The organism is Methylophilus sp. DMC16 (genome assembly GCF_056314045.1).
Window position 1 is genome coordinate 23,465 of the sequence record NZ_JBQUZC010000003.1, and the last position, 24,678, is coordinate 48,142.

The 24,678-nt window shown below is 51.8% G+C and carries 23 protein-coding genes; 9 read left to right on the forward strand and 14 right to left on the reverse strand.

Annotation, left to right across the window (positions count from 1 at the left end; all coding sequences use genetic code 11):
- Positions 1-23: 23 nt before the first annotated feature.
- From ACT53D_RS11570 to ACT53D_RS11580, 3 genes are read left to right on the forward strand one after another with little or no spacing between them, the layout of a single operon-like run.
- Complete coding sequence (locus ACT53D_RS11570) at positions 24-1,415, forward strand: toll/interleukin-1 receptor domain-containing protein (RefSeq protein ID WP_476156309.1); 1,392 nt, start codon at positions 24-26, stop codon at positions 1,413-1,415.
- On the forward strand, positions 1,415-2,965 hold the full coding sequence (locus ACT53D_RS11575) for an argonaute/piwi family protein (RefSeq protein WP_476156311.1): 1,551 nt from the start codon (positions 1,415-1,417) through the stop codon (positions 2,963-2,965). Before ACT53D_RS11570 ends, ACT53D_RS11575 begins: the two co-directional genes overlap by 1 nt.
- Before the next feature lies 1 nt (position 2,966).
- Entirely contained in the window at positions 2,967-3,782 is an 816-nt protein-coding gene (locus ACT53D_RS11580) for a hypothetical protein (RefSeq protein ID WP_476156313.1), read from the forward strand.
- A gap of 108 nt (positions 3,783-3,890) precedes the next feature.
- Here ACT53D_RS11580 and ACT53D_RS11585 read toward each other — a convergent pair whose 3' ends face one another.
- From ACT53D_RS11585 to ACT53D_RS11625, 9 genes are all read right to left on the reverse strand, one after another.
- Entirely contained in the window at positions 3,891-4,055 is a 165-nt protein-coding gene (locus ACT53D_RS11585; protein ID WP_476156315.1) for a hypothetical protein, read from the reverse strand.
- Positions 4,056-4,168: 113 nt separating this feature from the next.
- Positions 4,169-5,506, reverse strand: a complete 1,338-nt coding sequence (locus ACT53D_RS11590) for a HipA domain-containing protein (RefSeq protein ID WP_476156317.1) — start codon at positions 5,504-5,506, stop codon at positions 4,169-4,171.
- Positions 5,503-5,805, reverse strand: a complete 303-nt coding sequence (locus tag ACT53D_RS11595; RefSeq protein ID WP_313986161.1) for a helix-turn-helix domain-containing protein — start codon at positions 5,803-5,805, stop codon at positions 5,503-5,505. The genes ACT53D_RS11590 and ACT53D_RS11595 overlap by 4 nt, the downstream gene beginning before the upstream one ends.
- A gap of 220 nt (positions 5,806-6,025) precedes the next feature.
- Positions 6,026-6,580 carry an isochorismatase family protein gene (locus ACT53D_RS11600; protein ID WP_476145350.1) on the reverse strand — a complete coding sequence of 185 codons (555 nt, stop codon included), beginning with the start codon at positions 6,578-6,580 and terminating at the stop codon, positions 6,026-6,028.
- A gap of 4 nt (positions 6,581-6,584) precedes the next feature.
- Entirely contained in the window at positions 6,585-7,931 is a 1,347-nt protein-coding gene (locus ACT53D_RS11605) for a TolC family outer membrane protein (protein WP_476156320.1), read from the reverse strand.
- A gap of 24 nt (positions 7,932-7,955) precedes the next feature.
- The gene (locus ACT53D_RS11610; RefSeq protein ID WP_194749753.1) at positions 7,956-8,612 is read right to left on the reverse strand and encodes a protein-L-isoaspartate O-methyltransferase family protein; all 657 of its coding nucleotides are present in this window, start codon (positions 8,610-8,612) and stop codon (positions 7,956-7,958) included.
- A 184-nt stretch (positions 8,613-8,796) separates the two neighbouring features.
- Complete coding sequence (locus ACT53D_RS11615; RefSeq protein ID WP_476156322.1) at positions 8,797-11,997, reverse strand: efflux RND transporter permease subunit; 3,201 nt, start codon at positions 11,995-11,997, stop codon at positions 8,797-8,799.
- The gene (locus ACT53D_RS11620) at positions 11,997-13,082 is read right to left on the reverse strand and encodes an efflux RND transporter periplasmic adaptor subunit (RefSeq protein ID WP_476156324.1); all 1,086 of its coding nucleotides are present in this window, start codon (positions 13,080-13,082) and stop codon (positions 11,997-11,999) included. Before ACT53D_RS11620 ends, ACT53D_RS11615 begins: the two co-directional genes overlap by 1 nt.
- Entirely contained in the window at positions 13,075-13,659 is a 585-nt protein-coding gene (locus tag ACT53D_RS11625) for a TetR/AcrR family transcriptional regulator (protein WP_476156326.1), read from the reverse strand. Before ACT53D_RS11625 ends, ACT53D_RS11620 begins: the two co-directional genes overlap by 8 nt.
- Positions 13,660-13,941: 282 nt before the next feature.
- Between ACT53D_RS11625 and ACT53D_RS11630 the strand changes: the two genes are divergently transcribed.
- Positions 13,942-14,346 carry a DoxX family protein gene (locus ACT53D_RS11630; protein ID WP_194749749.1) on the forward strand — a complete coding sequence of 135 codons (405 nt, stop codon included), beginning with the start codon at positions 13,942-13,944 and terminating at the stop codon, positions 14,344-14,346.
- On the opposite strand, the gene ACT53D_RS11635 is transcribed toward ACT53D_RS11630, so the two are convergent.
- Complete coding sequence (locus ACT53D_RS11635) at positions 14,330-15,235, reverse strand: LysR family transcriptional regulator (protein ID WP_476156328.1); 906 nt, start codon at positions 15,233-15,235, stop codon at positions 14,330-14,332. The genes ACT53D_RS11630 and ACT53D_RS11635 overlap by 17 nt on opposite strands.
- 162 nt (positions 15,236-15,397) lie before the next feature.
- Here ACT53D_RS11635 and ACT53D_RS11640 point away from each other — a divergent pair, with 162 nt between their 5' ends.
- Both ACT53D_RS11640 and ACT53D_RS11645 read left to right on the forward strand, forming a co-directional pair.
- Positions 15,398-15,787 carry a DoxX family protein gene (locus ACT53D_RS11640; protein ID WP_476156330.1) on the forward strand — a complete coding sequence of 130 codons (390 nt, stop codon included), beginning with the start codon at positions 15,398-15,400 and terminating at the stop codon, positions 15,785-15,787.
- A gap of 18 nt (positions 15,788-15,805) precedes the next feature.
- On the forward strand, positions 15,806-16,606 hold the full coding sequence (locus ACT53D_RS11645) for a dioxygenase family protein (protein WP_476156332.1): 801 nt from the start codon (positions 15,806-15,808) through the stop codon (positions 16,604-16,606).
- Between the two features lie 10 nt (positions 16,607-16,616).
- Here ACT53D_RS11645 and ACT53D_RS11650 read toward each other — a convergent pair whose 3' ends face one another.
- Both ACT53D_RS11650 and ACT53D_RS11655 read right to left on the reverse strand, forming a co-directional pair.
- Positions 16,617-17,990, reverse strand: a complete 1,374-nt coding sequence (locus tag ACT53D_RS11650) for a sigma-54-dependent transcriptional regulator (protein WP_379073350.1) — start codon at positions 17,988-17,990, stop codon at positions 16,617-16,619.
- Between the two features lie 2 nt (positions 17,991-17,992).
- The gene (locus tag ACT53D_RS11655) at positions 17,993-19,675 is read right to left on the reverse strand and encodes a sensor histidine kinase (protein ID WP_476156334.1); all 1,683 of its coding nucleotides are present in this window, start codon (positions 19,673-19,675) and stop codon (positions 17,993-17,995) included.
- A 38-nt stretch (positions 19,676-19,713) separates the two neighbouring features.
- Between ACT53D_RS11655 and ACT53D_RS11660 the strand changes: the two genes are divergently transcribed.
- Together ACT53D_RS11660 and ACT53D_RS11665 are read left to right on the forward strand one after the other, a co-directional pair.
- The gene (locus tag ACT53D_RS11660) at positions 19,714-20,754 is read left to right on the forward strand and encodes a hypothetical protein (RefSeq protein WP_476156336.1); all 1,041 of its coding nucleotides are present in this window, start codon (positions 19,714-19,716) and stop codon (positions 20,752-20,754) included.
- Positions 20,754-21,263: a hypothetical protein gene (locus ACT53D_RS11665; protein WP_476156338.1), complete on the forward strand. Its 510-nt coding sequence runs from the start codon at positions 20,754-20,756 to the stop codon at positions 21,261-21,263. The genes ACT53D_RS11660 and ACT53D_RS11665 overlap by 1 nt, the downstream gene beginning before the upstream one ends.
- On the opposite strand, the gene ACT53D_RS11670 is transcribed toward ACT53D_RS11665, so the two are convergent.
- Positions 21,260-22,951 carry a phosphoethanolamine transferase gene (locus ACT53D_RS11670; protein WP_476156340.1) on the reverse strand — a complete coding sequence of 564 codons (1,692 nt, stop codon included), beginning with the start codon at positions 22,949-22,951 and terminating at the stop codon, positions 21,260-21,262. The two genes, ACT53D_RS11665 and ACT53D_RS11670, sit on opposite strands and share 4 nt — an antisense overlap.
- The gene (locus ACT53D_RS11675; RefSeq protein WP_476156342.1) at positions 22,948-23,661 is read right to left on the reverse strand and encodes a phosphatase PAP2 family protein; all 714 of its coding nucleotides are present in this window, start codon (positions 23,659-23,661) and stop codon (positions 22,948-22,950) included. The genes ACT53D_RS11670 and ACT53D_RS11675 overlap by 4 nt, the downstream gene beginning before the upstream one ends.
- A gap of 366 nt (positions 23,662-24,027) precedes the next feature.
- Between ACT53D_RS11675 and ACT53D_RS11680 the strand changes: the two genes are divergently transcribed.
- Positions 24,028-24,669, forward strand: a complete 642-nt coding sequence (locus ACT53D_RS11680; RefSeq protein ID WP_476156344.1) for a thermostable hemolysin — start codon at positions 24,028-24,030, stop codon at positions 24,667-24,669.
- Positions 24,670-24,678: the final 9 nt, after the last annotated feature.

The following is a 24,678-nucleotide window of genomic DNA, read 5'->3' on the forward strand; positions in this document are numbered from 1 at the left end:
ACTTATTTAAAGAGGACAAAGCGATGACTCAAGAATCAGGGCCTGTTCAGAGGGATGTTGTATTCATTAGCAAAGCTACTCCTGGTGATGACGAATTCGTTTTATGGTTAGCTCCTCGACTGGAGGCGGTGGGTTATAAAGTCTTTGCCGACATATTAAGTTTAGATGCTGGGGATAGATGGCGAAGAACAGTTACATCAACCCTGCAAAATAACTCCATCAAAATGCTCTTATGTTGTAGTAACAGCACCTTGGATAAGGTAGGTGTACAGGAGGAAATCGGAATTGCTTTGGATTTGACTAAAGAATTAAAAGATCCAAAATTCATAATCCCATTAAAACTTGAAAACTATAAAAAGCTTTTTGGGATTGGCGAGCTTCAAAGGGTTGATTTCAGCAAAGGTTGGGCTGACGGTTTAGATAAGCTCCTAGATCATCTCGATAAGCAAAGTGTTCCCAAGATTTCTCAAAAGGCTCAGATAAATCCTGAATGGGAAAAGTATCGAAAAAAACTAGCGATTGCTGTAGAGCATACTCCAGAGCAGCTTATTAGCAATTGGCTCAGGATAAAGTCTATGCCTGATTTCATTCATTACTATGAGCCATCAGGAGCAATTAATCATGACCTCCTAAAACAGGCTCTTGTACTCAGCAAATATCCGATTGAGCAAAGATTTAGAGGATTCTTCTCCTTTGCCAGCTTAGAAGAGGTTAATACCGAGTTCATCAATGCTGGAAAGTTTGTAGCCAGTAAGTCAATTGCAATCGACATCTTTATGGAAAACGGTTGTGAAGGTCCAGAAATCCACCCTAAGGAAGCTAAGAAATTAATATCTTCACTACTTCGTCAATCTTGGGAGCTGTTTTGTAAAGAAAAAGAATTTGGTTTATATCCCAATGCCAGCATGCCTGCTTTCTTTGCCAATGATAGCCACGTTGCGGTTAGTAAAAAGATAGCTTGGGGAGAAGCGGACAAAAGAAGATATTCCATGCTCAGAAATTCTTCCGGTGGCAGAGTATGGCAGTTTGGGCTCTCTGCGGCGCCGAATCTATGGCCATTTATTCATTTCAAAATGAAATCCAGAGTTATTTTTGCAGAGCTTATTGGTAATAAACAGGCTGGTAAAGTCATTGATGCGGTTTCAGAACAGCATCGGCTACGAAGAAGTGTATGTAGTACATGGAGAAATAAGCAATGGCATGGCAGGTTGATGGCATTTTTACAATTGCTTTCCGAAGGCAGCGAGTTTATTAAGTTCCCATTGTCGCCAAGCGCATCAGTTTGCTTGGAAGCTATCCCAATGATTGTTGAGTCTCCGGTATCGACGGCTTTACCAAATAGCATGGATGAGGATGAGGAAGAGCAAGACTTATCAACACTTGGAAACTTTGAGTTGGAAGAGGAAGAGATCTAATGGATTTTCCTAAACTAGAACCTAAACTCGAATACATCGAAGAGCCACAATTAGAGTTTGGCCACAATCAATTGAATGACAATCCTAAAGATGGATTATTTCTTTATGGACCTTATAACAATACTTCTATCACTGAGATATCAGTTGGCGTAATTGGAAGCAAGGATGGAGTCGGGTATTTCAAGGATTGGGTGGAAACCTTACACTCCTTCATACCACTACCTCCTCCCGGAAAAAGAGATAAGCAGAACAGGCTTCATCTTGCTAGTTTCCCCGGTATTAAAGAGGCCTTTAATATTTCGATTGATCCAAATCGAATTGTTTCAAAACACATCGATGTTAAAGCAATAGAAAGATGTACTGCGACTGAAAATCAGCATGAAGCAGTTAGAAAGGTAGTTGATCTATTCATTAAGGAAATTGAGCATCATCACAATAATGAAGAAAAGAGAATTGATGTATGGGTTTTTGTCATACCAGAAATTATCTTTGAGCGCTGTAAGCCACTTTCAAAAAGATCTGGATTGGAGCTTACCAAAGGTGACTTTTCCAAGAAGCAAAAAATTAAAACGGACCTTCCGCTTTTCCAGGATGTTATTGATCAAACAGATGAAAACATTTTTGATGATGTTCCCGACTTCCATCGTCAGGTAAAAGCACGACTCTTGAAACTGGGATATCCCTCTCAGTTGATCCGGGAAACAACCATCGCTCCGAATCAGTTTTTAAATGCTGCAGGCAAGCCGAAAAGAAGACTACAAGACCCTCCAAGCGTCGCATGGAATTTAGCAACGGGCCTGTATTACAAGACGCAGGCAGAACCGCCGTGGAAGCTTTCAACGGTTCGGCCTGGAGTGTGTTACATCGGTCTTGTTTTTAAATTAATTCCCAATGACAAGCTTCAGCACGCCTGCTGTGCAGCTCAAATGTTCTTAAATGAGGGAGACGCTGTTGTATTTAGGGGTGCGAATGGCCCCTGGAAGACCGGCGATTATGATTACCATTTGAAAGCGCCTGAGGCTAAAGAATTAGTCACAAAGGTACTCAATACTTTCACTGAAAAAAATGGAGTACCGCCAAAAGAGTTTTTTATTCATGGTGGAACATATTTCAATAATGAAGAGTGGAGTGCATTTGCTGAAAGTGCCCCAGAAGGTACTAACATTGTTGGTGTCAGAATTAAAACAACCAATGGCGACTCGAAATTATTCAGAAATGGTGATTATCCGGTACTTAGAGGTACCGCTTTAATAATTGATGAGTCGAACGCATATCTTTGGACTACTGGGTTTGCTCCAAGGATTGATACCTATATTGGCCCCGAAACCCCTAATCCTTTGATGATTACCATATTGAAGCACACTGGTGAAAAACCGGACATTCGAAATGTTCTATCAGATATCCTTGGTTTAACTAAGATTAATTACAATGCTTGTAACTATAATGACGGCCTTCCGGTAACAATTAGGTTTGCTAATAAAGTCGGGGAAGTCCTTGTGATGGGTTCTGCAAGGAATGCTGAAAAACAACCGTTGAAGTTTTATATTTGATATGGCGAAGTATATTGATCGTTACTACACGCAAGTAACTACGATTCTGGTTTTATTATTTGTTGTTTATCTATATAGCATGGTTGCATATCCCTGGTTCCATGGAGGCTGGAGAAACGTGCATGCCGTATGGTACGACTGGCAAGCGCTGAATGTCGGGATACTAGCATTTGCTTCAACAGTGGTTTTGTTCAGTATTACACGCTACAACGACATACAACAAAAGCACCGAGAACTTATTGCTGCTAGAGCATTTATGCCGGAAGCTTTGAGTGGGTTGAGTGATTATTGTAGACGTAGTGCTGAATTCATATTGCATTTACACAAGTGGGTGAGTGAGCGGCGTAATGAGGATAAGACTGTTTTTAATCAGCTAAGTGGCATTCAGCTTTTTGTCCCGGTGCCTCCAACAGATCACAGGGAGGTTTTTAGTAAGTGCATTTCGTTAGCAGATCATAACTTTTCTGAATTCCTTTATTATATTTTAAGTTGCATTCAGATTCAGAATTCAAGACTCTCAGGGCTGCATGAGGTGTTCACTGGTAAAAGCACAACAATCTATGGCCCAGATTTTACACTGGCATGTTTGCTTCGGTTATGCGAACTACATCAGTTGGTTACAAGCTTATATCAATATTCCAGAGGCGAGGAAGAGTTTCTTACGGTCAATACTCTCGATCTCGAAGCTATCAAATCATCAATACTAAGTTTGAATCTCTTACAGGTACAGGAGCCGCTAGAGGCTTTGGCCGAGAAAAGACTCAAAACCAAGCAGGATGCTTGGAGGTTTGGTTGGAGACGAAATTCAGTGTGGTAATAATTGCCCAAGTGCTAAATCATGAAAACCTGTCACCAGGCATTCAGACATCAACGGTCTGATTTTTCTTGGCCGGGAATTAACCACGGCGATCGCCATGTTTATGATCTACGCTGTAATCTGGGCGCTGGATTTTCGCATGCCAATCTCTGGGCCAAAGTCGATTTGCAGTTTGTAGGCTGGCTTGCGCGCTTCTGCAAATACCTCTGCCGAAATCACCCGGCCAACGCGTAACTCAACTTTGGTAAAGTCATTCCATTCGATTTGATTCATATGCCCAGCTTTCTAAAATAACCGGGCATTATCGCAGAAGACTTTAATCAGGAGCGAGCGAAGCAATGCCATCACTGCCTTGGATGGCATATTCTTTCGACGGCATTTTTCGGTTAGTTTCTGCCATCCATCCCGCTGAGTTGTTTCACCATCGGATGCATGATGTATTTTTCCATAATCCCTATCATGCGGCCATCACCCTCTACTTTCCAGCGTGCGTCCTCAGGCAGTTTAGCGTTTTCGATGGTAATTTCACTTTTCAGATGACTGAATGCCAGCGGCACTTTCTTGAGCAGATTATTTAATCTGCGGGTGGCAGTGTCTCCACTTAATCCCAGTTTTTTACCGGTTTCGATAATATCTTCACGTGTAATCTCTGAAAAAAACTTTTGTGTTTGGTCCAGTCTGATGGGGAAATCTGTTTTAGGCCAGCTAGCATGTTCTTTATCTATGGCTTGCGTGTCGTAAGCGGCTGTACTCAAAAGGTCATAACATGGTGAAATTTGAATGCCATCGTGGGAAACCATGAAAGAGATGTTTTTGAGGTGGTTATCTCCGTTACCCATCAGAATGTTAAAGACGATCCAATCGAAAAACCATAGCCTTCCGACAGCCGGGACTGAAAGGCGCTGAGCTAACTTTGCAAGTGATTCAGTACTGGCTGCATCATATTTAAATACACGGTCTATGTTGAGGAGTTGGCATCCATCAATCACATGGAGCCTGTCGACTCTGCCATCTTGATGTATGGCCCTGTCAAAACGCTCAATGAGATACACCGGCTCTGGGCAAAACAGTCGATATACTTTAGGCACATCCAATCCTGCCAGGTTTGCAACGCGCATGGTGAAGTACTCATTGATAACGGTCGACGGGTAGCGGGTTTTTTCTGGATGCTCAGGTTTTAAGATGTGTGTTGAGGCTGCCTGGCCATCTGGCTCATAAATTTCCCCATCTTGATAGATGACTGCTAGCTTATGTTGAGCACCGGCCAGGGACATTTTCTTCGGTGAATCTGCGTTCAAGGGAATTCTGGGCATCGCTTTAATGCGATCAGATAGCTCTTTTAGGGAGAGCTTTCTCTTTCCTCCCTGTTCTGGAAGTACGCCCTCAGGAAGGAGCGTTAACGATCCCGCAGATTCTCGACCATAAGCTTCTAATAATCCAAACGCATCTTCTATGGCTACTTTGGCTTCCTTAGCTAGGATCGTTCGTAACGTTTCCTCAGGAAGCAAATTATCAAAATACCATTGCACAGGTCTTGTCGTGCTACCGTCAATGTGAATGCTGGGTTTGCCTTCAGCATCTACTCTGGGTAGATTTGGAGAAAGATCGTATCCCTTGTTATCCGTGGCCCAGGTATCTGTGTATTCAAACCTCCAGATATTGTCTTCAGCGACCAATGTGCCGACATGGGCATCGTTGATGTAAGCGAGCAATATTCGCTTCATTGAGTACCTTTTTGGGACTTGCGTTGGCTGGGACGTACCAAGCCGTTCTGGTCACGAATCTTGCCCAGATAGGCTTCTGCAGAAGCTGGAACCTCGGCAGACAGTTTTATTCCCAGCTCTCCTAAAAGCCGCATGACTCTGCCGATTTGGGCGGTTTCTTTTCCGTATTCGACATCGCCCACGAAAACATGCCCCACGCCAGCAATACCAGCCAAATCATCCATACGAAGATTATTTGATTTGCGTGTAGCGCGAATGACTTCGCCCAAATCTGCTGGCGAGTTAATCGGAACCTTCATGCGAATTCCCCAAAAATATATGATCGCATATATTCTATTCCAGATCTTTTTCAAAATAAAGGAATATATCGGAACGCATATATTTTATGATTTTAGAGAGGAAGAGATGAAAATATATCTCACCGAATATATTTTCATCTCTGACTAAGCCTGAAAAATGGTAACGAAGTATTTATTTCCCACATCCAAATACGCTAAAGGCGTTGGTGCAGCCAGCTAGCTAGCGAATCAGTGCCGACACGGCCTTGAATTGTGCATGCGTGGCGCCTTGCATGGGCTCAAACAGCATGGATTCTGTATTTGTGATGATACAACCGGCATTACGCATTCTCTCGATGCCATTGTTGCGGTTGGCCTCATTTCGTGAGATGACGGCGTCTTCCACGATAAACACTTGTTTGCCTGCGGCCAGTGCATCTAGGGCGGTTTGTTGCACGCAAATATGGGTCTCCAGGCCGAACAGCACGACTTGCGGGGCGACGCTGACGGAGGATTCCTGAAAGCTGGACTCGTGCCAGGCGGAGAAGGCGAGTTTTGCGGTGCGCGGGGTGTAGTCGGGCAAGAGGGTTTGCAGCGCGGGCAGGGTTGCGCCGAGTTTTTCCGGGTATTGTTCAGTCACCCAGAGCGGGATATTCAGGAGTTGGGCGCCTTGAATCAGGCGCTGGATGTTTTTGATGACGGCGGCCATGGGCTCAGGTTGCATCGCGTCACAGAGCCGGGTTTGTATATCAATCAGCATCCAAACGGCATCTGTGGTGGCAATGGCTGGCTTCATGGGCTTATCTCTTGGCTAGTTGTTGGTCGATATCTTGCAGGTCGGCTTCGGAGACGATGCCGCTGGCGGTTTTGAGGCGAATGATATTCACCAGGTAGTTATAGCGGGCCTGCAATAAGTCACGGTTGGCGCTGTAATATTGCTGCTGGGCGTTGAGTACATCCACGCTGGTGCGTATGCCGACTTCGTAACCGAGCTTGGTGGAGTCGAGCTGGCTTTGGCTGCTCTTGAGCGCTTGCTCAAGCGCTTTTACCTGCGCGATGCTGGTGTTCAGGTTGAGGTAGGCACGTTGGGTTTCCAGAGTGGTCTGGCGCATGACGTTTTGTAAGTCATCGAGAGCTTTTTGCCGATTGTAGGCGGCCTGGCGCACGCGTGAATTCACGGCCCCCCCTTGATAGAGCGGCACAGAGACTTCCACGCCTATGCTGGCACTTTTCAGGTCGGCACCAAACCCGTACTGGCCGCCATTGGCGTAGCTGTCCTGATAGTTGGCGACGGCATCTACGGTGGGGTAATGCCCGGCGCGCGCGATTTCGATATCTTTTTCATTCACCTGTACCGTTTCTTGCTGAATCTGGATATTCAGGTTGCTGGCATGGGCGACCTCTTGCCATTCTTGCATGGGCTTGAGGCTGGGGCTGATCTGGATATCTTCGCGCACACTGGCCAGGCGTTCTGGCAATTTGCCGGTAATCGCCTGCAGGCTGCGTTTGGCAATATCAATGTCATTGAGTGCGGCCAGCTCTTGCGCCACGATCAGGTCATAGCGCGCTTGCGCTTCATTGACGTCGGTAATGGTGGTGGTGCCCACCTCAAAATTGGCCTTGGCTTGTTGCAACTGGCGCTGAATGGCTTCTTTTTGCGCGGTGATCAGCATGTTGCGGTCTTGCGCCAGCAGCACCTCAAAATAGGCCTGCGTGGTGCGTAACATCAGGTTTTGTTGTGCCAGGTGATATTGCTTGTCAGCGATGCTCACCTGCACCTTGCTTTGGTCTATGCGCTCCAGGGCTTCTTTGCGGAAAAGCGGTTGCCTGGCTTGTAGCTGTGCCTGATAAGCTTCGTAGTTGTTGCGCCCGCCGGGGAAGGGCGCCTGGCTACCGACGATTTTTAAATCGGTGCGGTTAGCATTCGCGCCCGCCGTGAAATTCACTGAAGGACGGTAGCCAGCTTTGGCTTGTTCTATGACTTCTTGCGCAGCCTGATTGGCACTGCCCGCCGAGGCCAGCACCGGATCACTGGCGAGGGCTTCCAGATACACGTCTACCAGGCTTTGCGCGGCAGCACTGGCGTGTGCCGACCACCACAGGCTGGCAATCAGCATCGCTACTTTCAAATAGGCAGGGCTAGACATAAGGCATTAAACAGACATGAGGTGTTAAAAAGTAAAGGCCAGGGCCTGGGGTGCGTTTTGCATTTCAGTCAGGCTGGTTTCAAACAGGACGTCTTGTTTGAAGCTGTGCTCGGCCAGACGTTGTACCAGCGTCGCCTGCATGACCGGGGCTTTGCCCAGCACGATGAGCATGCGGCCACCAATGCTCAACTGGTAGCGCACGCCTTCGGGCTCCACCGGGCTGGAGGCGGTAAACACGATGGCGTCATAAGGCGCTTTAGCTTCATAGCCATTGTGACCATCGGCCTCAATCAGCTGTACATTCTGGATGCCTTGTTTGGCCAGATTTTTTGCGGTCAGCGCACACAGCTCGGGGAAGATCTCCAGCGCAGTGACTTGTGCGCAGTGTTGCGCCATCAGTGCGGCCAGATGGCCGCTGCCAGCGCCGACCAGTAGCACTTTGTCTTTGGCTTGCAGTTGCAGCGCTTGCAAAAAACGCCCTTCGATTTTTGGGCTCAGCATGTGCTGACCCATGTCCAGCGGGATTTCAATATCGGCAAACGCCAGGCCACGGTAGGCGTCTGGCACAAATGCTTCACGCGGCGTGTTGCTCAGCGTGGCCAATACTTGCGGGTCCAGCACCTCCCAGGTGCGGATTTGTTGCTCAATCATGTTAAAACGTGCGGTTGCCTGGTCTGTCATTTTTGAATCCCACTATCCGGTTAAAGAGAAAAAACATTATAGGGCACTTCTATTCATTCAACTTTCGTTGCGATACTGCGTTGCGCATAAAAAATTGCGCCTTACCTATTCCATCTATGCGGCGTCGAAATTTTTTAATCGCGCCTTGTCTGGCTGAGCCATTTGCATGCATAGCAGCGCCCTTTTATTGATTGCGCCATGATTGCATGGTTCTGTCGGTCAAACGGGCCCAGAACGCATACAGTGCCGGCACAAACAAAATGGTCAGCAAGGTGGCGGCGGCCAGCCCGCCCATAATCGCGACTGCCATCGGCCCAAAGAACACGCTGCGCGTCAGCGGAATCATGGCCAGAATGGCCGCAGCGGCCGTGAGTACAATCGGCCGGAAGCGGCGCACGGTTGATTGCACCACCGCTTGCTCCAGCGAGGCGCCCTCGGCAATGTCCTGATTGATCTGGTCGACCAGAATGACCGAGTTACGCATGATCATGCCGGAGAGCGCAATGCTGCCCAGCATGGCGACAAAGCCAAACGGCATATTAAAAATCAGCAGGGCAAAGCTAATGCCTATCATGCCCAAGGGCGCGGTCAATACCACCAGAAAGACATTAGCCAAGCTGCGCAGTTGCAGCATCAGCAACGTGAATACAGCGGCTAAAAACAGCGGGACGCCTTTAACCACCGAGCTGGCGCCTTTGGCGGACTCTTCAATCGCGCCACCGGTTTCTACCGTGACACCTGCCGGCAAGTGCTGCAAAATCGGGGCAATGGCTTGTTGCACCTGGCCGGAGACCACCGGTGCCTGCATTTTGCCGCGCAAATGCGCACGCACCGTGAGTGAAGGCACGCGGTTGCGACGCCAGATCACGCCTTCTTCAAAGCCATATTCAATGGTGGCCACTTGCGCCAGCGGCACGCGTTCGCCATTCTGGCTCAATACCGTTAATTGGCCGATTTGCGACAGTTGCGCATGCTCATCGACCGGACTACGCATGACCAGGTCTATGCGCTCATTCGCCTCCCTGAACTCGCTGACCACCTGTTCGTAATACTGCGTGTTGAGCAACTGCGCGATGTCTGGTGTATTGATGCCGAGCAGGCGTGCCTTGTGCTGGTCCACCTCAATGTGGATCACTTTGCTCGGTTCTTCCCAGCCAAGTTGCACATTGATCAGGTGCGGGTTGGCGCGCATCGCGTCTGCAATCTGGTGCGCCACCTCACGGATCGCTTTCAGGTTTTTGCCGTCGACGCGGAACTGCACCGGAAAGCCGACTGGTGGCCCATTTTCCAGCCGCAATACCGAAGCGCGGAGTTGTGGAAAATCGTGTTGAAACAAGTTCAGCAGATCTGTGCGCAAGGCTTCACGCTGTGGCAGGTCTTTAGTCAAAATCACCAGTTGGGCAAAGGCGCGGTGTGGCAATTGCACGTCTAGCGGCAAGTAGTAGCGGGGTGCACCTGAGCCCAGGTAGGACACGACATTCTCCACCTTGCCATGTTTTGCTTGCCAATCGTTGAGCCAGCGCTCGAGTTTGGTCACGGCCGCTTCGGTGGACTGGTCGCTGGCATTCTCGGCCAGACGCAAATCGACCACGATTTCGAGACGGGTCGAGTCGGGGAAAAACTGTTGCTGCACTTTGCCAAAACTCAGCATAGCCACCACAAACAAGGCAATGGTTGCCAGAATCACCAGGCCCTTGTGCTGGACACACCAGCTGACCGTACCTTGCAGGCGCTGGTAAAACGGCGTGGCATACAGTGTCTCTTCGTTGTGAGCGCTCGCTTCTTGATCATCGCTTTTAAAGCCTAATGTTTGCTTGAGCCGGCGCCAGAGTGAAGGTTGGGCATGTGCAGCGGCATCTGGCAGCAAGTGATAGCCTAAAAAGGGCACCACAATCACCGCGGCAATCCAGGACAGACTCAGTGCAATGGCCGAGACCTGGAAGATGGAGCGGGTATATTCGCCGGTTGAGGAGACCGCGGTGGCAATCGGCAGAAAGCCTGCCACTGTAACCAGCGTGCCGGTCAGCATGGGCATGGCGGTGGAGGTGAAGGCAAACGAAGCGGCTTGCATACGCTCCCAGCCTTGTTCCATTTTGGCCGCCATCATTTCGACCGCAATAATCGCATCATCGACCAGCAAGCCTAGCGCTAAAATCAGTGCGCCCAGCGAAATTTTGTGCAGGCCAATCTGAAACCAGTCCATGAGCAGAAATGTCCCGGCCAGCACAATCGGGATGGCGACGGCGACCACAATGCCGGTCCGCCAGCCCAGAGAGAGCAGGCTCACCGCCAGCACAATCAGCAAGGCTTCAATGAGGGAGCGGACAAAATCATGCACCGAGTGTTGCACGATCTCGGGCTGCGAGGTGACCAGATGTAATTGCACCCCGACCGGTAATTGTGTTTGCACGCTGCGTATGGTGCTTTGCATGGCCTTGCCCAAGGCAATGACGTCACCGCCGGCCTGCATGCTGACCCCGATCAGCAAGGTGGGCGTGCCATTGAAGTGAATGCGCTCTGCCGGCGGATTGGCGTAGCCGCGTTTAATGGTGGCAATCTCGCCCAGCCTCAGGTTCTGATTCCCTGCCCGAATCGGAAACTGGCGTAAATTCTCCAGTGTTTGCAAGCGACCACTGACATCCAGGCGGATTCTTTCCGGGCCTGCATCAAAGGTCCCGGCACCAACGACACTGTTTTGCTGTTGCAGGATTTGCACCAGTTGTGCCGGCGTGATGCCCAGTGAAGTGAGTTTTTGATTGGAAATTTCGATGATGATTTTTTGTGGTTGCTCACCAAACAAATCGACTTTTTCCACATCGGGTAGTTTGAGCAGACGCGCTCTTACCCATTCGGCTTGTCTTTTCAGTTGTTGCGGGTTGAGGCCGTCGGCGGTGATGGCATACATGCTGCCATAGACGTCGCTGAACTCATCGTTAAAGGTCAGGCTTTGCAGGTCACGTGGAAAGGTGTGGCGGATGTCGCCAATTTTTTTGCGTACCTGATACCAGAGCTCGGGGATTTTTTCGGAGAAGGTATTATCGCGAATGACAATAAACACCACCGACTCACCCGGGCGCGAATAGCTGCTGGTGTAATCGATGGACGGGATTTCTTGCAGTTTTTCTTCAATTTTATCTGTGATCTGCTGCTCAACCTCTTGCGCAGAGGCGCCCGGCCAGCTGGCGCGCACCAGCATGACTTTAAAGGTAAAGGGCGGGTCTTCTGATTGCCCGAGGTGGGTATAGGCAAAGCTGCCGGCGAGCAAGGTCAGCAAAATGAAATACAGCACCAGGGCCTGGTTTTTGAGGGCCCAGGTCGAGAGGTTGAAGCGCTGCGACAGCGAGGGGCTGGCGGCTGTATGCGCTGGTGTGGTGTGTTCGCTCATTAGCGCAATACCTCCGGGCCAGGAGTGACGGCTTGCACGCGCATGCCCTCTGTCAGGGTATGCACGCCGATGGTGGCAATGGTCTCGTTGGCTTGCAAGCCTGAGGTGATTTCTACGCCCGCTTCAGTGACGTTGCCAGTGGTCACCGCACGTCGATGGGCCTGCTGTTGCGCATCTATCACCCAGACGCTGGGGTGGTCGGCAAATTGGGTGACCGCCGTGCTCGGGACCAAGATAGTTTGCCTGGCTGCACCTGATAAAAAGCGCACGTCTGCGGTCATGCCCAGTTTGATTTTGGCATCGGCATCCAGCAACTGGATGCGCAGATCGAAGGCGTGTGTCTGGCTATTGGCTGCCGGCGCAATTTCGCGAATACGGCCCTGATAGGCGTGGGGCAGGCCTTGCAGCGTTACGCTGGCCTGATCACCGGGGTGCAGGGTATCAATCACGGTTTCGGGAACGGCAATCTGGATTTCCAGCGATTGCAAGTCGTAAATCCGGGCAATGGTTTGTCCGGCGGCCACCACCTGTCCCGGCTCGGCCTGTATCATGCCGATGGCACCGCTACGGTCTGCCAGCAGTTGGGTGTAGCCTGTTTGATGCTGGCTGACTGCGGCTTGCGATTTGGCCTGCTCTAGCCTGGCTGCACTGGTTTTCACTTGTGTCTCGTAGCTGTCCAGGGCCGATTTTGAAATAAATTGCTGGCGGTAAAGTTGCTGGCGTCTGGCCAGCTCAGTTTGCGCCAGCGCCAGGTTGGCCTGTGCGGTTTGCACTTCGGCGCTGGCCGATTGGGCATTCAAACGGGTATCGCTCGGATCCAGTTGCGCAATGAGTTGGCCTTTTTTAACCAGCTCACCGACATTGACGGCACGCGTAATGATTTTGCCGCTAATTCTAAAGCCAATATTCGACTCATAGCGCGACTTCACTTCGCCGGTGTAACGGGTGGTGGTTGCGACTGCGCTGTCTGCGATGGTCATCACCCACACCGGGCGCGGCGCAGCTGGCGCCTCTGTCTCAGGTTGGCAGCCGCTCAATACGGTCATGAGGGCCAGGCTGTATAAATAAAGGCGAGCGTTATTCATGGGTAGGGGCTTTCAAAAAACCATACGTGCACATGTTTACCATGGCCTGCATGCGGGATTCCACCGGCCGCCAGTTGATCCAGGCGTCATCACACATATTGATATGCAAGGCGCAGAGGCCGTGCATGGCGGACCAGACCGTCTGCGCAATCAGTACCGGGTCAGTCAGTGTCGGCCGGAAGATGCCTGCCTGCCAGGCGCTGGTCACCACTTCAATCAGCTGCGCGTAAGCATCCTGCTCCGGGTTGTGACGCTCGATACTGGACAGTTCTGGGGCCAAAGGTGGATGAGGCGTCATGAACATCATACGGTAGTGATTGGGATACTTCAGTGCAAACTCGATGTAGTGTTGGCCAAATTGCAAAAATCGCTGCAAGGGGTCGCGAATTTCAAAGGTGCTTTTGAGCGACTGCGCCAGTTTGAGGACATCGGCATCGACCACCGCCCGGATCAGGGCTTCTTTGTCACTGAAATACAGATAGAGGCTGGTGGCGGTATAGCCTACCCGTTGGGCGACCGCGCGCATGGTGACCGCTTCTATCCCCTTGTGAATAAACAGTTCGCGGGCAGCATCCATGATCTGCATCCTGATCGCTTGCTTCTCGACTTCTGTCTTAACCTTGGGGGGCATGGCTGACCACTGAAATGAAATGTAACAATGTTAAGTTAACACTGTAATTATTTAATGTCAATGGGTGCTGGTAATTCTGTGCTGAATGGTGCAGAGTAACAAATGTGATACACCGGTATTCGGTTTTGAGCTGCGCCGCGGGTTAAGATTGCCGCAATGCACTGGCCGGTGGAGTCATGGGGGCGGGCGACGCTTGCGCAATCCAAATAATGATAAGGAGCGATCAAGATGAATGTACGGCAACGTTGGATCAGTTTGTTGGGGCGTGTGTTGTTATCGTTGGTGTTTATTGTGAGTGGGGTGGGCAAGGTGCTGGATCCTGCGGGCACGCTGGCCTATATCGAAAGTGCGCATTTACCGATGCCGCAGCTGGCTTATGCAGTGGCGCTGGTGGTTGAGCTTGGCTTGGGTCTTGCCTTGCTGCTGGGGTTTCGTGCACAGCTGGCTGCGGCTGGCATTGCGCTGTTTACCTTTGTCACTGCGCTGGTGTTTCACAGCAATATGGCCGACCCGCTGCAAGTCATTATGTTTCTTAAAAACATGACCATCGTCGGTGGTTTGCTGATTGTGATTGCCTTTGGTCCAGGCGGCTACAGTGTGGATGGCGGCAAGCGCATTATGTTACCGCAGTGATCGCTGTCCCCGCAGGCGGTGCTTGCAGCCATTGACGCAAATGCTCAATCAAGGCCAGCGTGTTGGCTGAGACCTGTTTGTGATAAGGGTACATGGCGTAAATACCCCCCTGCGGCCGCCGGTAGTCGGCCAGCACTTCCACCAGGCGGCCTGCTTGCAGGTCGGCTGCCACATAAAACGCCGGCAGCCCGGTGATCCCGAGCCCGGCCAGGGCAGCATCACGCAAGACTTCGCCGTGGTTGGACTTGAGCCTGGGCTGGATGGGGATGCGGTGGATCTGGTCATGCTCGACAAACTGCCACTCGCTGGCGCGATGGGTGAGGCAAATATGCTTGGCCAGCGCCTGCGGGGTCGATGGGATGCCATGCTGTGCAATATACGCCGGGCTGCAGCAATAGCTCATCGCGGCGTCTTCCAGCTTGCGTGCCACCATGCCTTCCTCTGGCTGGTCAGTCACGCGTATCACCATATCATAGCCTTCGCTGACCATATCCACATGCCGGTTATCGGCATCCAGCCAGATTTCCAGTTGCGGGTGTTGTTGCATGAATGCGGTTAAAGCCGGCGCCAGGCGCAAGCTGGCGTAAGACAGGGGCACGGAAATTTTCAGCAGGCCGCGCAGATCGCCTGAGCGGTTACTGACCTCCAGCTCCGCTTCATGCAGTGCTTGCAGGATTGTTTGCGCCCGCTGAAAAAACACTTTGCCGGTTTCGGTGGCAGACAGTTTGCGGGTGGTGCGTTGCAGCAGTCGCATGCCCAATCTCGCTTCCAGCGCAATAATGCGCCGGCTCACCAGCTGTTTGGAAATCCCCAGCGAGTGCGCCGCGGTGGTGAAATTGCCATGCTTCACCACCTCGACAAAGAAATGCAAATCTTCAAAAGAGGTCATTTATTGTCAACTTTAATGAGACAGTTTTACGCATTATAGGGTAATTATCATTTTTATGGCGCGGGCATACAATGCGTTTTGTCAGTGAGCCGGATGAGCCCGACTTTTTTAATCAGATGCGTGCTGGCAGATTCCTCTGCACACGCTTTTAGGAGCCTACCCATGAATGCTTTGCAATCTGCCGCCAGTGTGACCGGCCGTATTTTGTTGTCACATATTTTTATCATCAGTGGCTTGAGCAAAGCTGCTAATCCCGCCGGAACCATCGGCTATATTCAAAGTGTCGGCGCGCCTATGCCTGAGGTGGCTTATGCGATTGCCTTGTTTGTCGAACTGGTACTGGGCATCGCCTTGCTGGTTGGCTATCAAACCCGTCTGGCCGCAGCGGGAATTGCCGTATTTACCGTGGCAACCGCGTTCATGTTTCACAACAATATGGCAGACCAAATCCAGCAGATCATGTTTTTGAAAAACCTGACCATCGTCGGTGGCTTGTTGATGGTTGTTGCGTTCGGGCCTGGGGCGTTGAGCGTTGATCATCGTCGCCGCTAGGGTACAGCCAAAGCTGATATGAGCACTTTGTTTGTTTCGCATGGCGCGCCATCGCTGGCGTTAGCGCCGGGCCTGACCGGGCAAATGCTGGCCGCGCTTGCTGCCAGTTTGCCCCGGCCTGAGGCGATCCTGGTGGTGTCTGCGCATTGGGATACGCGTGTGCCAACGCTGAGCCTAGCTAGCCAGCCAGAGACCATGTATGATTTTGCGGGCTTTCCCCCGGCCATGTATACACAAACCTATCCGGCACCAGGCGCGCCTTGGTTGGCGGAGCAAGTGCTCGCTTTGCTGCAGGCGCATGATTTACCTGTACAAGCGCATCCTGACCGGGGGCTGGATCACGGCGCCTGGGTGCCTTTGATGCTCATGTATCCGCAAGCCGATATTCCGGTGACGCAGCTTTCAATCCAGAGCCGCAGCTCGCCTGCTGCCCAGTTTGCGCTGGGTCAGGCCTTGCAAGCGCTGCATGCGCAAAATATCCTGATCCTCGCCTCAGGCGCCATCACGCATAATTTATCGGATTTTTTTAGCGCAGATCGCAATGCACCGCCGCTGGCTTATGTGCATGCATTTGCCGACTGGATGGCGGCACGCATTGCGCAACAGCAATGGGACTCGCTGTGCAATTACCGCAATGAATGTGTCTGGGCACGGCAAGCGCATGCCACCGAAGATCATTTGATGCCGCTATTCGTCGCCGCAGGCAGTGTGTCGGGCACGGCGCCTGGAACGGTGTGTGGACCTGCGCAACGCTACACGCCCGAAACCACCTATGGCATTCTGGCCATGGATGCCTACTTGTGGACCGCTCAGGGTTGAGGATGGCCGATTAACGCAGGCCGTACTGGTTCAGTTTGTTCCACAGTGAGCGCTCGCTAATCTCTAACTGCTTGGCGGCTTTGGTTTTGTTGCCCTGGCAGGCTTCAAGTGCCTTGAGAATTAAGCGGCGTTCAATGGCTTCCGTGGCACGCGGAATCGAGAGGTCATTTTCTACCGGTGTCGCGGACGTGTCTAGATTGGCGGTGGACGAAGCCGGGCCAAGGCCGGGCGATTGCGCAATGTCCGCCGGTAAGTGCTGGGGCTGGATGGTTTGGCTGCCTGCCAGAATCGCGGCGCGCTCCAGAATATTTTCCAGCTCACGGACATTGCCCGGCCAGCGATATTGATGCAAACACAGGCGTGCGCTTTCGCTGAGCTGGCCGTGGCGTTTAGCCAAAAAATACGCTGCCAGCAAGCCGACATCTTCTCCCCGCTCGCGCAATGGCGGCACTTGCAGTTGAATCACGTTGAGCCGGTAATACAAATCCTCGCGCAGTTTGCCTTCTTTGACGGCTTGCATGGGGTCGCGGTTGGTCGCCGCCACCACGCGCACATCAAGCGCGATTTGGCGGTTGCCACCCAGTTTTTCCACCACATTCTCCTGCAATACGCGCAACAGTTTCGACTGCAGTTGAATCGGCATTTCGGTGATTTCATCCAGAAACAGCGTGCCGCCATTGGCCAGCTCAAACTTGCCAACGCGCTCTTTCACCGCCCCGGTAAATGCGCCTTTTTCATGACCAAATAATTCTGACTCAAGAATGTCTGCCGGGATCGCTGCGCAGTTCACTGCAACAAATAATTCGGTTTTTCTGGGCGAAGCATCATGCAGGGCTTTAGCGACCAGCTCTTTGCCGGTACCGGTTTCACCGACAATAAACACGGTGGCCCTTTCCGGCGCCACTTGCTGGATCATTTGTTTGAGCGACTGCATGGGCGCGCTATCGCCGATGAGGCCGGTGACCGTGGGTTGTCTGCTCTCCTTGAAAAACGAGTTTTCCAGTTGAATCCGGTTGATTGCCAGTGCCTTCTGAATCGCGATTTCCAATGTTTCAAGCTCAAACGGACGCAAAATATAATCACTGGCGCCCAGCTTCATGGCTTCGACGGCGGTTTTGATTTCGCCCTGGGCGGTGACCATGATGAATGGCAGGCGCTCAAATTGCTTGCGCAAGGCCTCAAGTAACTGTAAGCCGCTCATGCCCGGCATATGCAGGTCGCTCACGACCAAGTCAATCTGCTGTTGCTGGACAAGCTCGAGCGCTTCGCGGCCGTTGCCTGCCGAAAGCGCTTTGTAGCCGGCTTGCCGCAAGCTGATTTCGAGCAGCCTGCGCATATGGGGTTCATCGTCAACGGCTAAAATGGTGTGTTGTGGACTGGACATAATCAAGGGTTTGCGAGTGGCAAGGTCAGGTTAAACTGCGCCCCATGCCAGGGGCTGGTTGAGTATTGGATTGTACCACCGTGGGTCTCCATGATTTGTTTGACCACCGCCAGGCCCAGCCCGACGCCGCCCGCGCGTTGCGTAAAAAAGGCTTCAAACAGATGGGCTTGTTGTGCAGGGGGCACCCCTGGCCCATCATCTGCCACCGAAATATGGGCATGTGTCGCATCTGACCACAAGCTGAGGGCGATGTGGCCCCCCTTGGGCAAAATCTGGATGGCGTTCATCAGCAGGTTGAGCAGGACCTGCGTCATCTGGTCCTGGTCCGCCTCCACCACCACGGCCGCTGAGGCAGAGAGCGACAAGGTCAATTGTTTGGATTGTGCCTGCGCCTGCAGCAGGGCGATCACATGCTGCAAATGTGCTTGCAGGTCGAGCGGGATTTTACTGGGCGCACGCGGACGGGCAGAGTCTATCAGCGTGCTGACCAGTTTGTTCAGGCGCTCGGTTTCAGAAATAATGAAGCCCAGCACTTCTCGGCCATCTTCTGAAAGATTCGGTTCGCGTAACAAGACATCTGCGGACGAACGCATGATACCCAAGGGGGTGCGGACTTCATGGCTCATGGCCGCTGCCATTTCACCGACCACCGCCAGCTTGGCCGCGCGTGTCAGTTGCTGCTCCGAGGCGGCGAGCTCTGCCACCATGTCGGTAAACGCCTGGTGCAAGGACTGCACCTCGACCGGCCCGCTGGAGACCGGGGCAATGGCGTCGAGTTGGCGAAAGCGTTGTACATAACGGGTCAAAGCTTCCAGTGGTCGGCTGATGTTTTGCGCGATCGGGCGCACCAGCAGGATGGAGCAGACCAGCGTCACCCCCAGCACCACAATAAAAATCATCCCCAGCCTATGCACAGGCGCGACGGCTTCATCGTGATCTTTATTCAGATGTACCTGCCAGCCCTGTAACGGCAGGCGGCTGATCAGCGGTGCCTGAGCATGCAGGCTATGCTGTTGATCGGACCAGTGGCTGGATTGAGCCAACAGGTTTAATTTTTGATCAAACAAGGCCAGCTCGGTGCTGTGTTGGGCTGCATGGTCGAGCAGATTTTCAATCACGCGCCAGTTAAAGGTGACGACCAGGGTGCCAAGCGGTTGCAGGGTATTCTGCGACAGGATGGGGGCCGAAATCATGAGCTGCTGATGGTCCAGCCGGTAAAGCGTGATTACCTGGTCATCATCCTGGAACCGCATCCATTCAGGCGGAATTGCCAGGGGCTGGCCAATATGTGCGGGCTCACTGGAAGCCGCGACATGCCCTTTGAGGTTAATGACATCCAGGCTGAGGTATTGCTCGGCGTAGCTTTTACGCGTCTCGGCCAAAAACATCGACAAGCGTTTATCAATGTCTTCTATGAGCAAGTCTTGCATGATGCCAAGCTGGCTCCAGCTGCGGACGTTCTGTACACGTTCGTTCAACACCCGGTCGACGTGCTCGGCAACTGCTTTACCGGTGGTTTGCAGGTCGTGCTTGATTTCTACGCGTAGCGCCTGCCTTGCCTGGTAAAAACTGATCAGGCTAACCATGAGTGCCGGCAACAGGCCCGCCAGCAAAAATACAATTAAAAGCATTTTGCGGATGGTGAGTGGCGTTTGCAAGCGCGGCAGATGTGAGAAAATACGCATCAAATGGTTTTAGCCGGGACGATCATCATGGGTCAGATATGTTAAACAGCTTCAGTCGGGTTGTGCTCAGTATTCGAGTCATGCTCAGTGTAATCAGCCTGAGTATGCTATGCAAGCCGGTGGCCGCCGAAGACCTGGATGCATTCTGGAATGCGTTTCATGTGGGGGGCTACACCAGTGCTGACATTCGCGTCCCTCGCACGCAATCCACCCAGTTTACGCTGAATCAAATCAGTATGATCACCACTTGGGACCAAGGGGGCCGCGTCAAGTTTTTTAGCGAGCTGGAGCTGGAAGACCCGCTTTCTTACGACCATCATCAGGGTGTCAATACCAAAAAAAGCTACGTTGACCTCGAGCGTTTTTATTTTGATTACAACCTGAATGACAAAGCCAATGTCAGGCTGGGACGTTTTCTAACCCCTGCCGGACGCTGGAACCAACTGCATGCGCCGCCGCTGGTATGGACCGCCAGCCGGCCCTTGGTCACGCGCCGCATGTTCCCTTATGGCATCAACGGTGCCATGTTGTTTGGCAGTTTGCCGGTCAAGCAAGTAGATCTTGAGTATCAGGTATATGCAGAAGCCCTCAAGGATCAGCATCAGGATGGCGACGAAATCATCTTTCGTGATGTCATGGGAGCCCGCGTCGCCTTCAACAACATTTTAGGCCTGACCGGCGCCAATGCTGGTTTAAATACTTTGGGCCTCAATGTGATGAGCTATCAGAAAAACTATGCGGGCTCACCCACGTATCATGTCTTTGGCCTGGATTTTTTGCTTGAACTCAACCGCTGGGAGTTTAGCGGTGAAGTGTATGAGCGCAGAACCACGGCGGGCGATGACGGTGGCAGCGGCGGCTACGTGCAGAGTGCCTATGCGCTAGGTCAGGAGTGGTTTTGGATCACCCGCCTGGAAACGCTGCATGAAGTGGAAAGCAAAAATGCAGACCGCTGGGTATTAGGCATGACCAAGCGCGTCAAACCCAACCAGTTGCTCAAGTTTGAGTTTATTGGGGGCAGCGGGGAGTACAGCGATGTGCCGCGCGGGTTTGTAACCTCTTTTGCGGTGATGTTTTAATGTTGTTACAGCAAAGACATCATCGCCTGCGTAGACTCGTCAGTCTGCTGAGCATGCTGATGCTCATGGCGGCAAGCGTACAGGCGGCAGACGACAACCGGCCTATTGCCGTGATTGTGCCTGCACAAGCGGGGCTGGCCCCCAGCATCCATGCCGATGAGCTGGGCCTGATTTTCTGGCGCAAGAAACTGTATGCCGAGCATGGGCAGGCGCTGCATCCTGTCAATCTGCACAGTGAGCACCCACTGCGGCTCAAGTTTTCACAATGGATATTGCATAGTACGCCGCGCTCACAAATCAACTATTGGAACGGGCTCTACTTCCACGGAGTGCAGCCGCCATACACGGTGCAATCCGAAGAAGCGATGATCCGTTACGTGGCTGAAACCGATGGCGCCGTCGGCTACATTGATGCCTGCCATGTGGATGAGCGTGTCAAACCCGTGTTGTGGCTGTCCTCCGGCAAAGTGAGCGCGGATGCGCCCACGATCAGGTGTGATACGAATTAGTTTGCCGGGATGGCAGCTTGCCCCGGTTGTGGGATCAGGTGCTTTCTTTGTTCCTCGATCAATTCACGGTTTTGTGCCAACCAGCTAAATTCGGCATGACACACTTCTGATTTCAGCTCGTAGGCGGTGAGCAGTGTGCAGAACAAATCGTCGTGGCTGAGTGGATAGTTTTCATAAGGGGTCACTTGCGACAGCTGATAGTCAAAATGCTGCCCCAGCCACAAAATGGCCGGCACATGTGTTTGCTGCTGCGGCGCAATCATGTAGGGCGCCGCATGCAGGTAAATCCCGTGTTCGCCTAATGACTCACCATGGTCAGAGACATAGAGCATTGCTGTTTCACGCTGGTCGTCATATTTTTTCAGAAACTGAATCACTTCAGATAAGAAATAATCGGTGTATAAAATGGCATTGTCGTAAGAGTTGTCAATTTCTTCTTGTGTACATTCCGACAGGCGACCGGTTTTACACACGGGCGTAAACCGTTTGAATTCATCGGGATAGCGACGGTAATACTCCGGCCCGTGATTACCCATCTGATGCAGCACGATCAGAATATCCTTGTCTTTGTTTTTTGCGACAAATTTGTCCAGGCCGCTCAGCATGCCAATGTCACGGCACTCGTTATCACTGCAGACCGGGTTGTGTATTGGTGATTTGAAATCCTCATACGGTACGCGCAGCGCCACCCCTTTTGAATCCGAGTTATTGTCACGCCAAAGTACGCTTACGCCATGCGCTTGCAGGACGTCCAGTGCATTTTCCATATGCAAGGCTTTCTCCTCGTCATATTGCTTGCGCGTCAGCAAAGAAAACATACACGGTACGGAAACTGCGGTGGACGTCCCGCAAGAGGTCACCTGCTTAAAGCTCAGTACGGTTTCCTTGCTCAGTCTGGGATTGGTCAGCCTATGGTAGCCGTTCAATGAAAAGCGATCGAATCTGGCGGTTTCACCGACCACCATAATAATCAGTTCATGGTGACGCGGCTCCCCTACATTGACCGCATCTACCGCGGTTTTCTGCAAGCCGGTAATACTGCGGGTAAACACTTTTTTCGAGGCCCACTTCACCAGCGAGTAATGAAAGAAGGTGGGGTTGGCATACATGCGTACCAGTTTGTGTTCGCGGATAAAGGTCGCGTAATCTGCACTACAGGGGATCACTACCAGGACCATGCCCAACATCAACAGGCCGATCTGTTTGAGGCGAATGCTAAGCGCATCCCGCACAAAAAAACGGGCAGGCACGGCTTTGATCAATACCAGTGCCGGTATCACACCCAGCAACAGCATTTTGATGAAAAAGCCCCACGATAACAGTCCCATGACTTCACGTGCATCTGTTTTGACGGCGTTGTCCAGCATGACATGGTCAATAATCACGCCGAATTCATCCATATAAAACGCGGCCCAGGCGGCAGACAACACAATCACCGCCAACACCCAGCGAGCAGATTTGCCATGGCTCAACAGCATGAGCCACCAGGTAATGCTAAACGTGAAAAACAGGCTCAAGCTGATAATAAAGCCTGCATTTTCTGCGTTCCAGGGGTAGAGATTCAGGATATGGCTAAACAGCGCATGGTTGCTGGTCAGCATCAACCACAGGCTGACGGCCCAAATCAGGCAGATTTGGGGGGTAAACAGTACGTACAAAGCACGCTTGAGGTTTGCAAATAGTTTCATTCAATACGACTCTTGGTATAAGTAAGGACCAGCAATAGCCAACTGCACATCAGCCAAAGCGATGTCAGGGTATGCGATAAAAAGTGGGCGCCTCTGACTTGTTGCGCCCAACCCAGCATTAAGCCGACGGCCAGGCCAGATAGCGCCACCAGCAGAGCTTTACGCGGGGCGTGCGGCAGCCACAACAAACAGAGCGCCGACAGCCAGACGCCACTGGTGGTATGTCCGGCTGGAAAGCAGTGTCCCTCTTCAATCCCGGCATGGCTGCTGAATGTAGGCGCCCACTGTAGCTCGCCGCCATAACGCACGACATCCCAGGGGCAAGCATGCGGCATTTGATTTTTGAGGCCAGAGACCAGCAGCGCATTGAGCAAGGCCAAAAAAAGAATCCAGCGTAATTTATAGCGCATGGAGGCAGTCAGCCGCTTGCCGACCCAGCGTTCCGGCACACTGCTGATCAACAACAGGGTGAGCCAGAGCAAGGTCAGCAGATGCTTGGCATATTCATGCATGATGGTTTCGTAAAAAAAAGCATGCTTTTGGCTAAAGGCCTGTTGAGCAAAGTCAAAGTGCTGGTCGGCCAGATAGAGATCTATGCTTGTGCCATTGGCCAGCCAGACAATCACCATGGCGGAGAGCAGCCACGCTTTCCACAGCATGGCCAAGGTCGGTTCAGGTAACCAGGGTTGCGTTATTGTTTGAGTATTCATCGCTTAGTGTGTATGCCTGTTTTTATCCATCTTCGCACGATGGGCTGGACGTGCGTCTCTTGTTTTCAAAAACGTGGACATGAAATGCAAACCGTGTGCCACATTCCCGTACACGTCGTTAATACTAAGATAAACGACTGATTTGCATTGGGAAAACACTGTATCCTTGACAGGGCTGCGCCAGCTCATAGACGATCAGCCTGTGCAAAATGTGCAGAAGCTGAATACACAGCCTTTAATAGTCTGCAAAATATGCAGGGGTTCGCGGGGTGGCTTTTGATTAAGATGATGATTTATAAGTATAAATTGATCTGGCATAAGGATTGCAAATGAAAGCCCAAGAGCATTCTTTGCGAGACGGTTGACATGTTACATTCAGAACCAAACACAGCATTTTATCACGCGGCCTCTGCCTATGAGCTGAGAGACTTTGCCCAGGCCAAGCGTTATCAGGTCAATGAAATTACCGGACACCTGGTCGAGCAGGGGGCCCCATGCCGTCAGGAGGTGGAGGCCTTTATTGCTGCGGTGTTTAAACAGATTTATGGTGCAGAAGTCAGCCAGTTTATGCCGCAACTGGTGGCCTTGCGGGATGCCAGTGGTGTGCTGATGGCCGCCTTTGGTTTGCATCATGCCGCCTATGGCCGTCTGTTTCTCGAGCAGTATATTGATGAGCCGATTGAGCAGTTGATGTCGCGCCAGCTTGGCCGCGACATTGCACGTGAGGAAATCACCTATTTTGGTAACCTGGCGGTGGCCAATCCGCGTAATGCCGGCGTGCTGATTGCGCATGTGATTCAACATAGCCTGAGTATGAATTTACCTTGGGGCGTTGCGACCGCACATCACAGTTTGCAAAATGGCCTGATCAAGGGCGGGCGAGACTTATATCCATTAGCGGCGGCGAATCCTGATCGTCTGGACGCGCAAGAACGTGCAAAATGGGGCAGCTACTACAAACATATCCCGCAAATTGTGGCGATTCGTGGTGTGGCTGATCCTTTATAAGCCCCGATC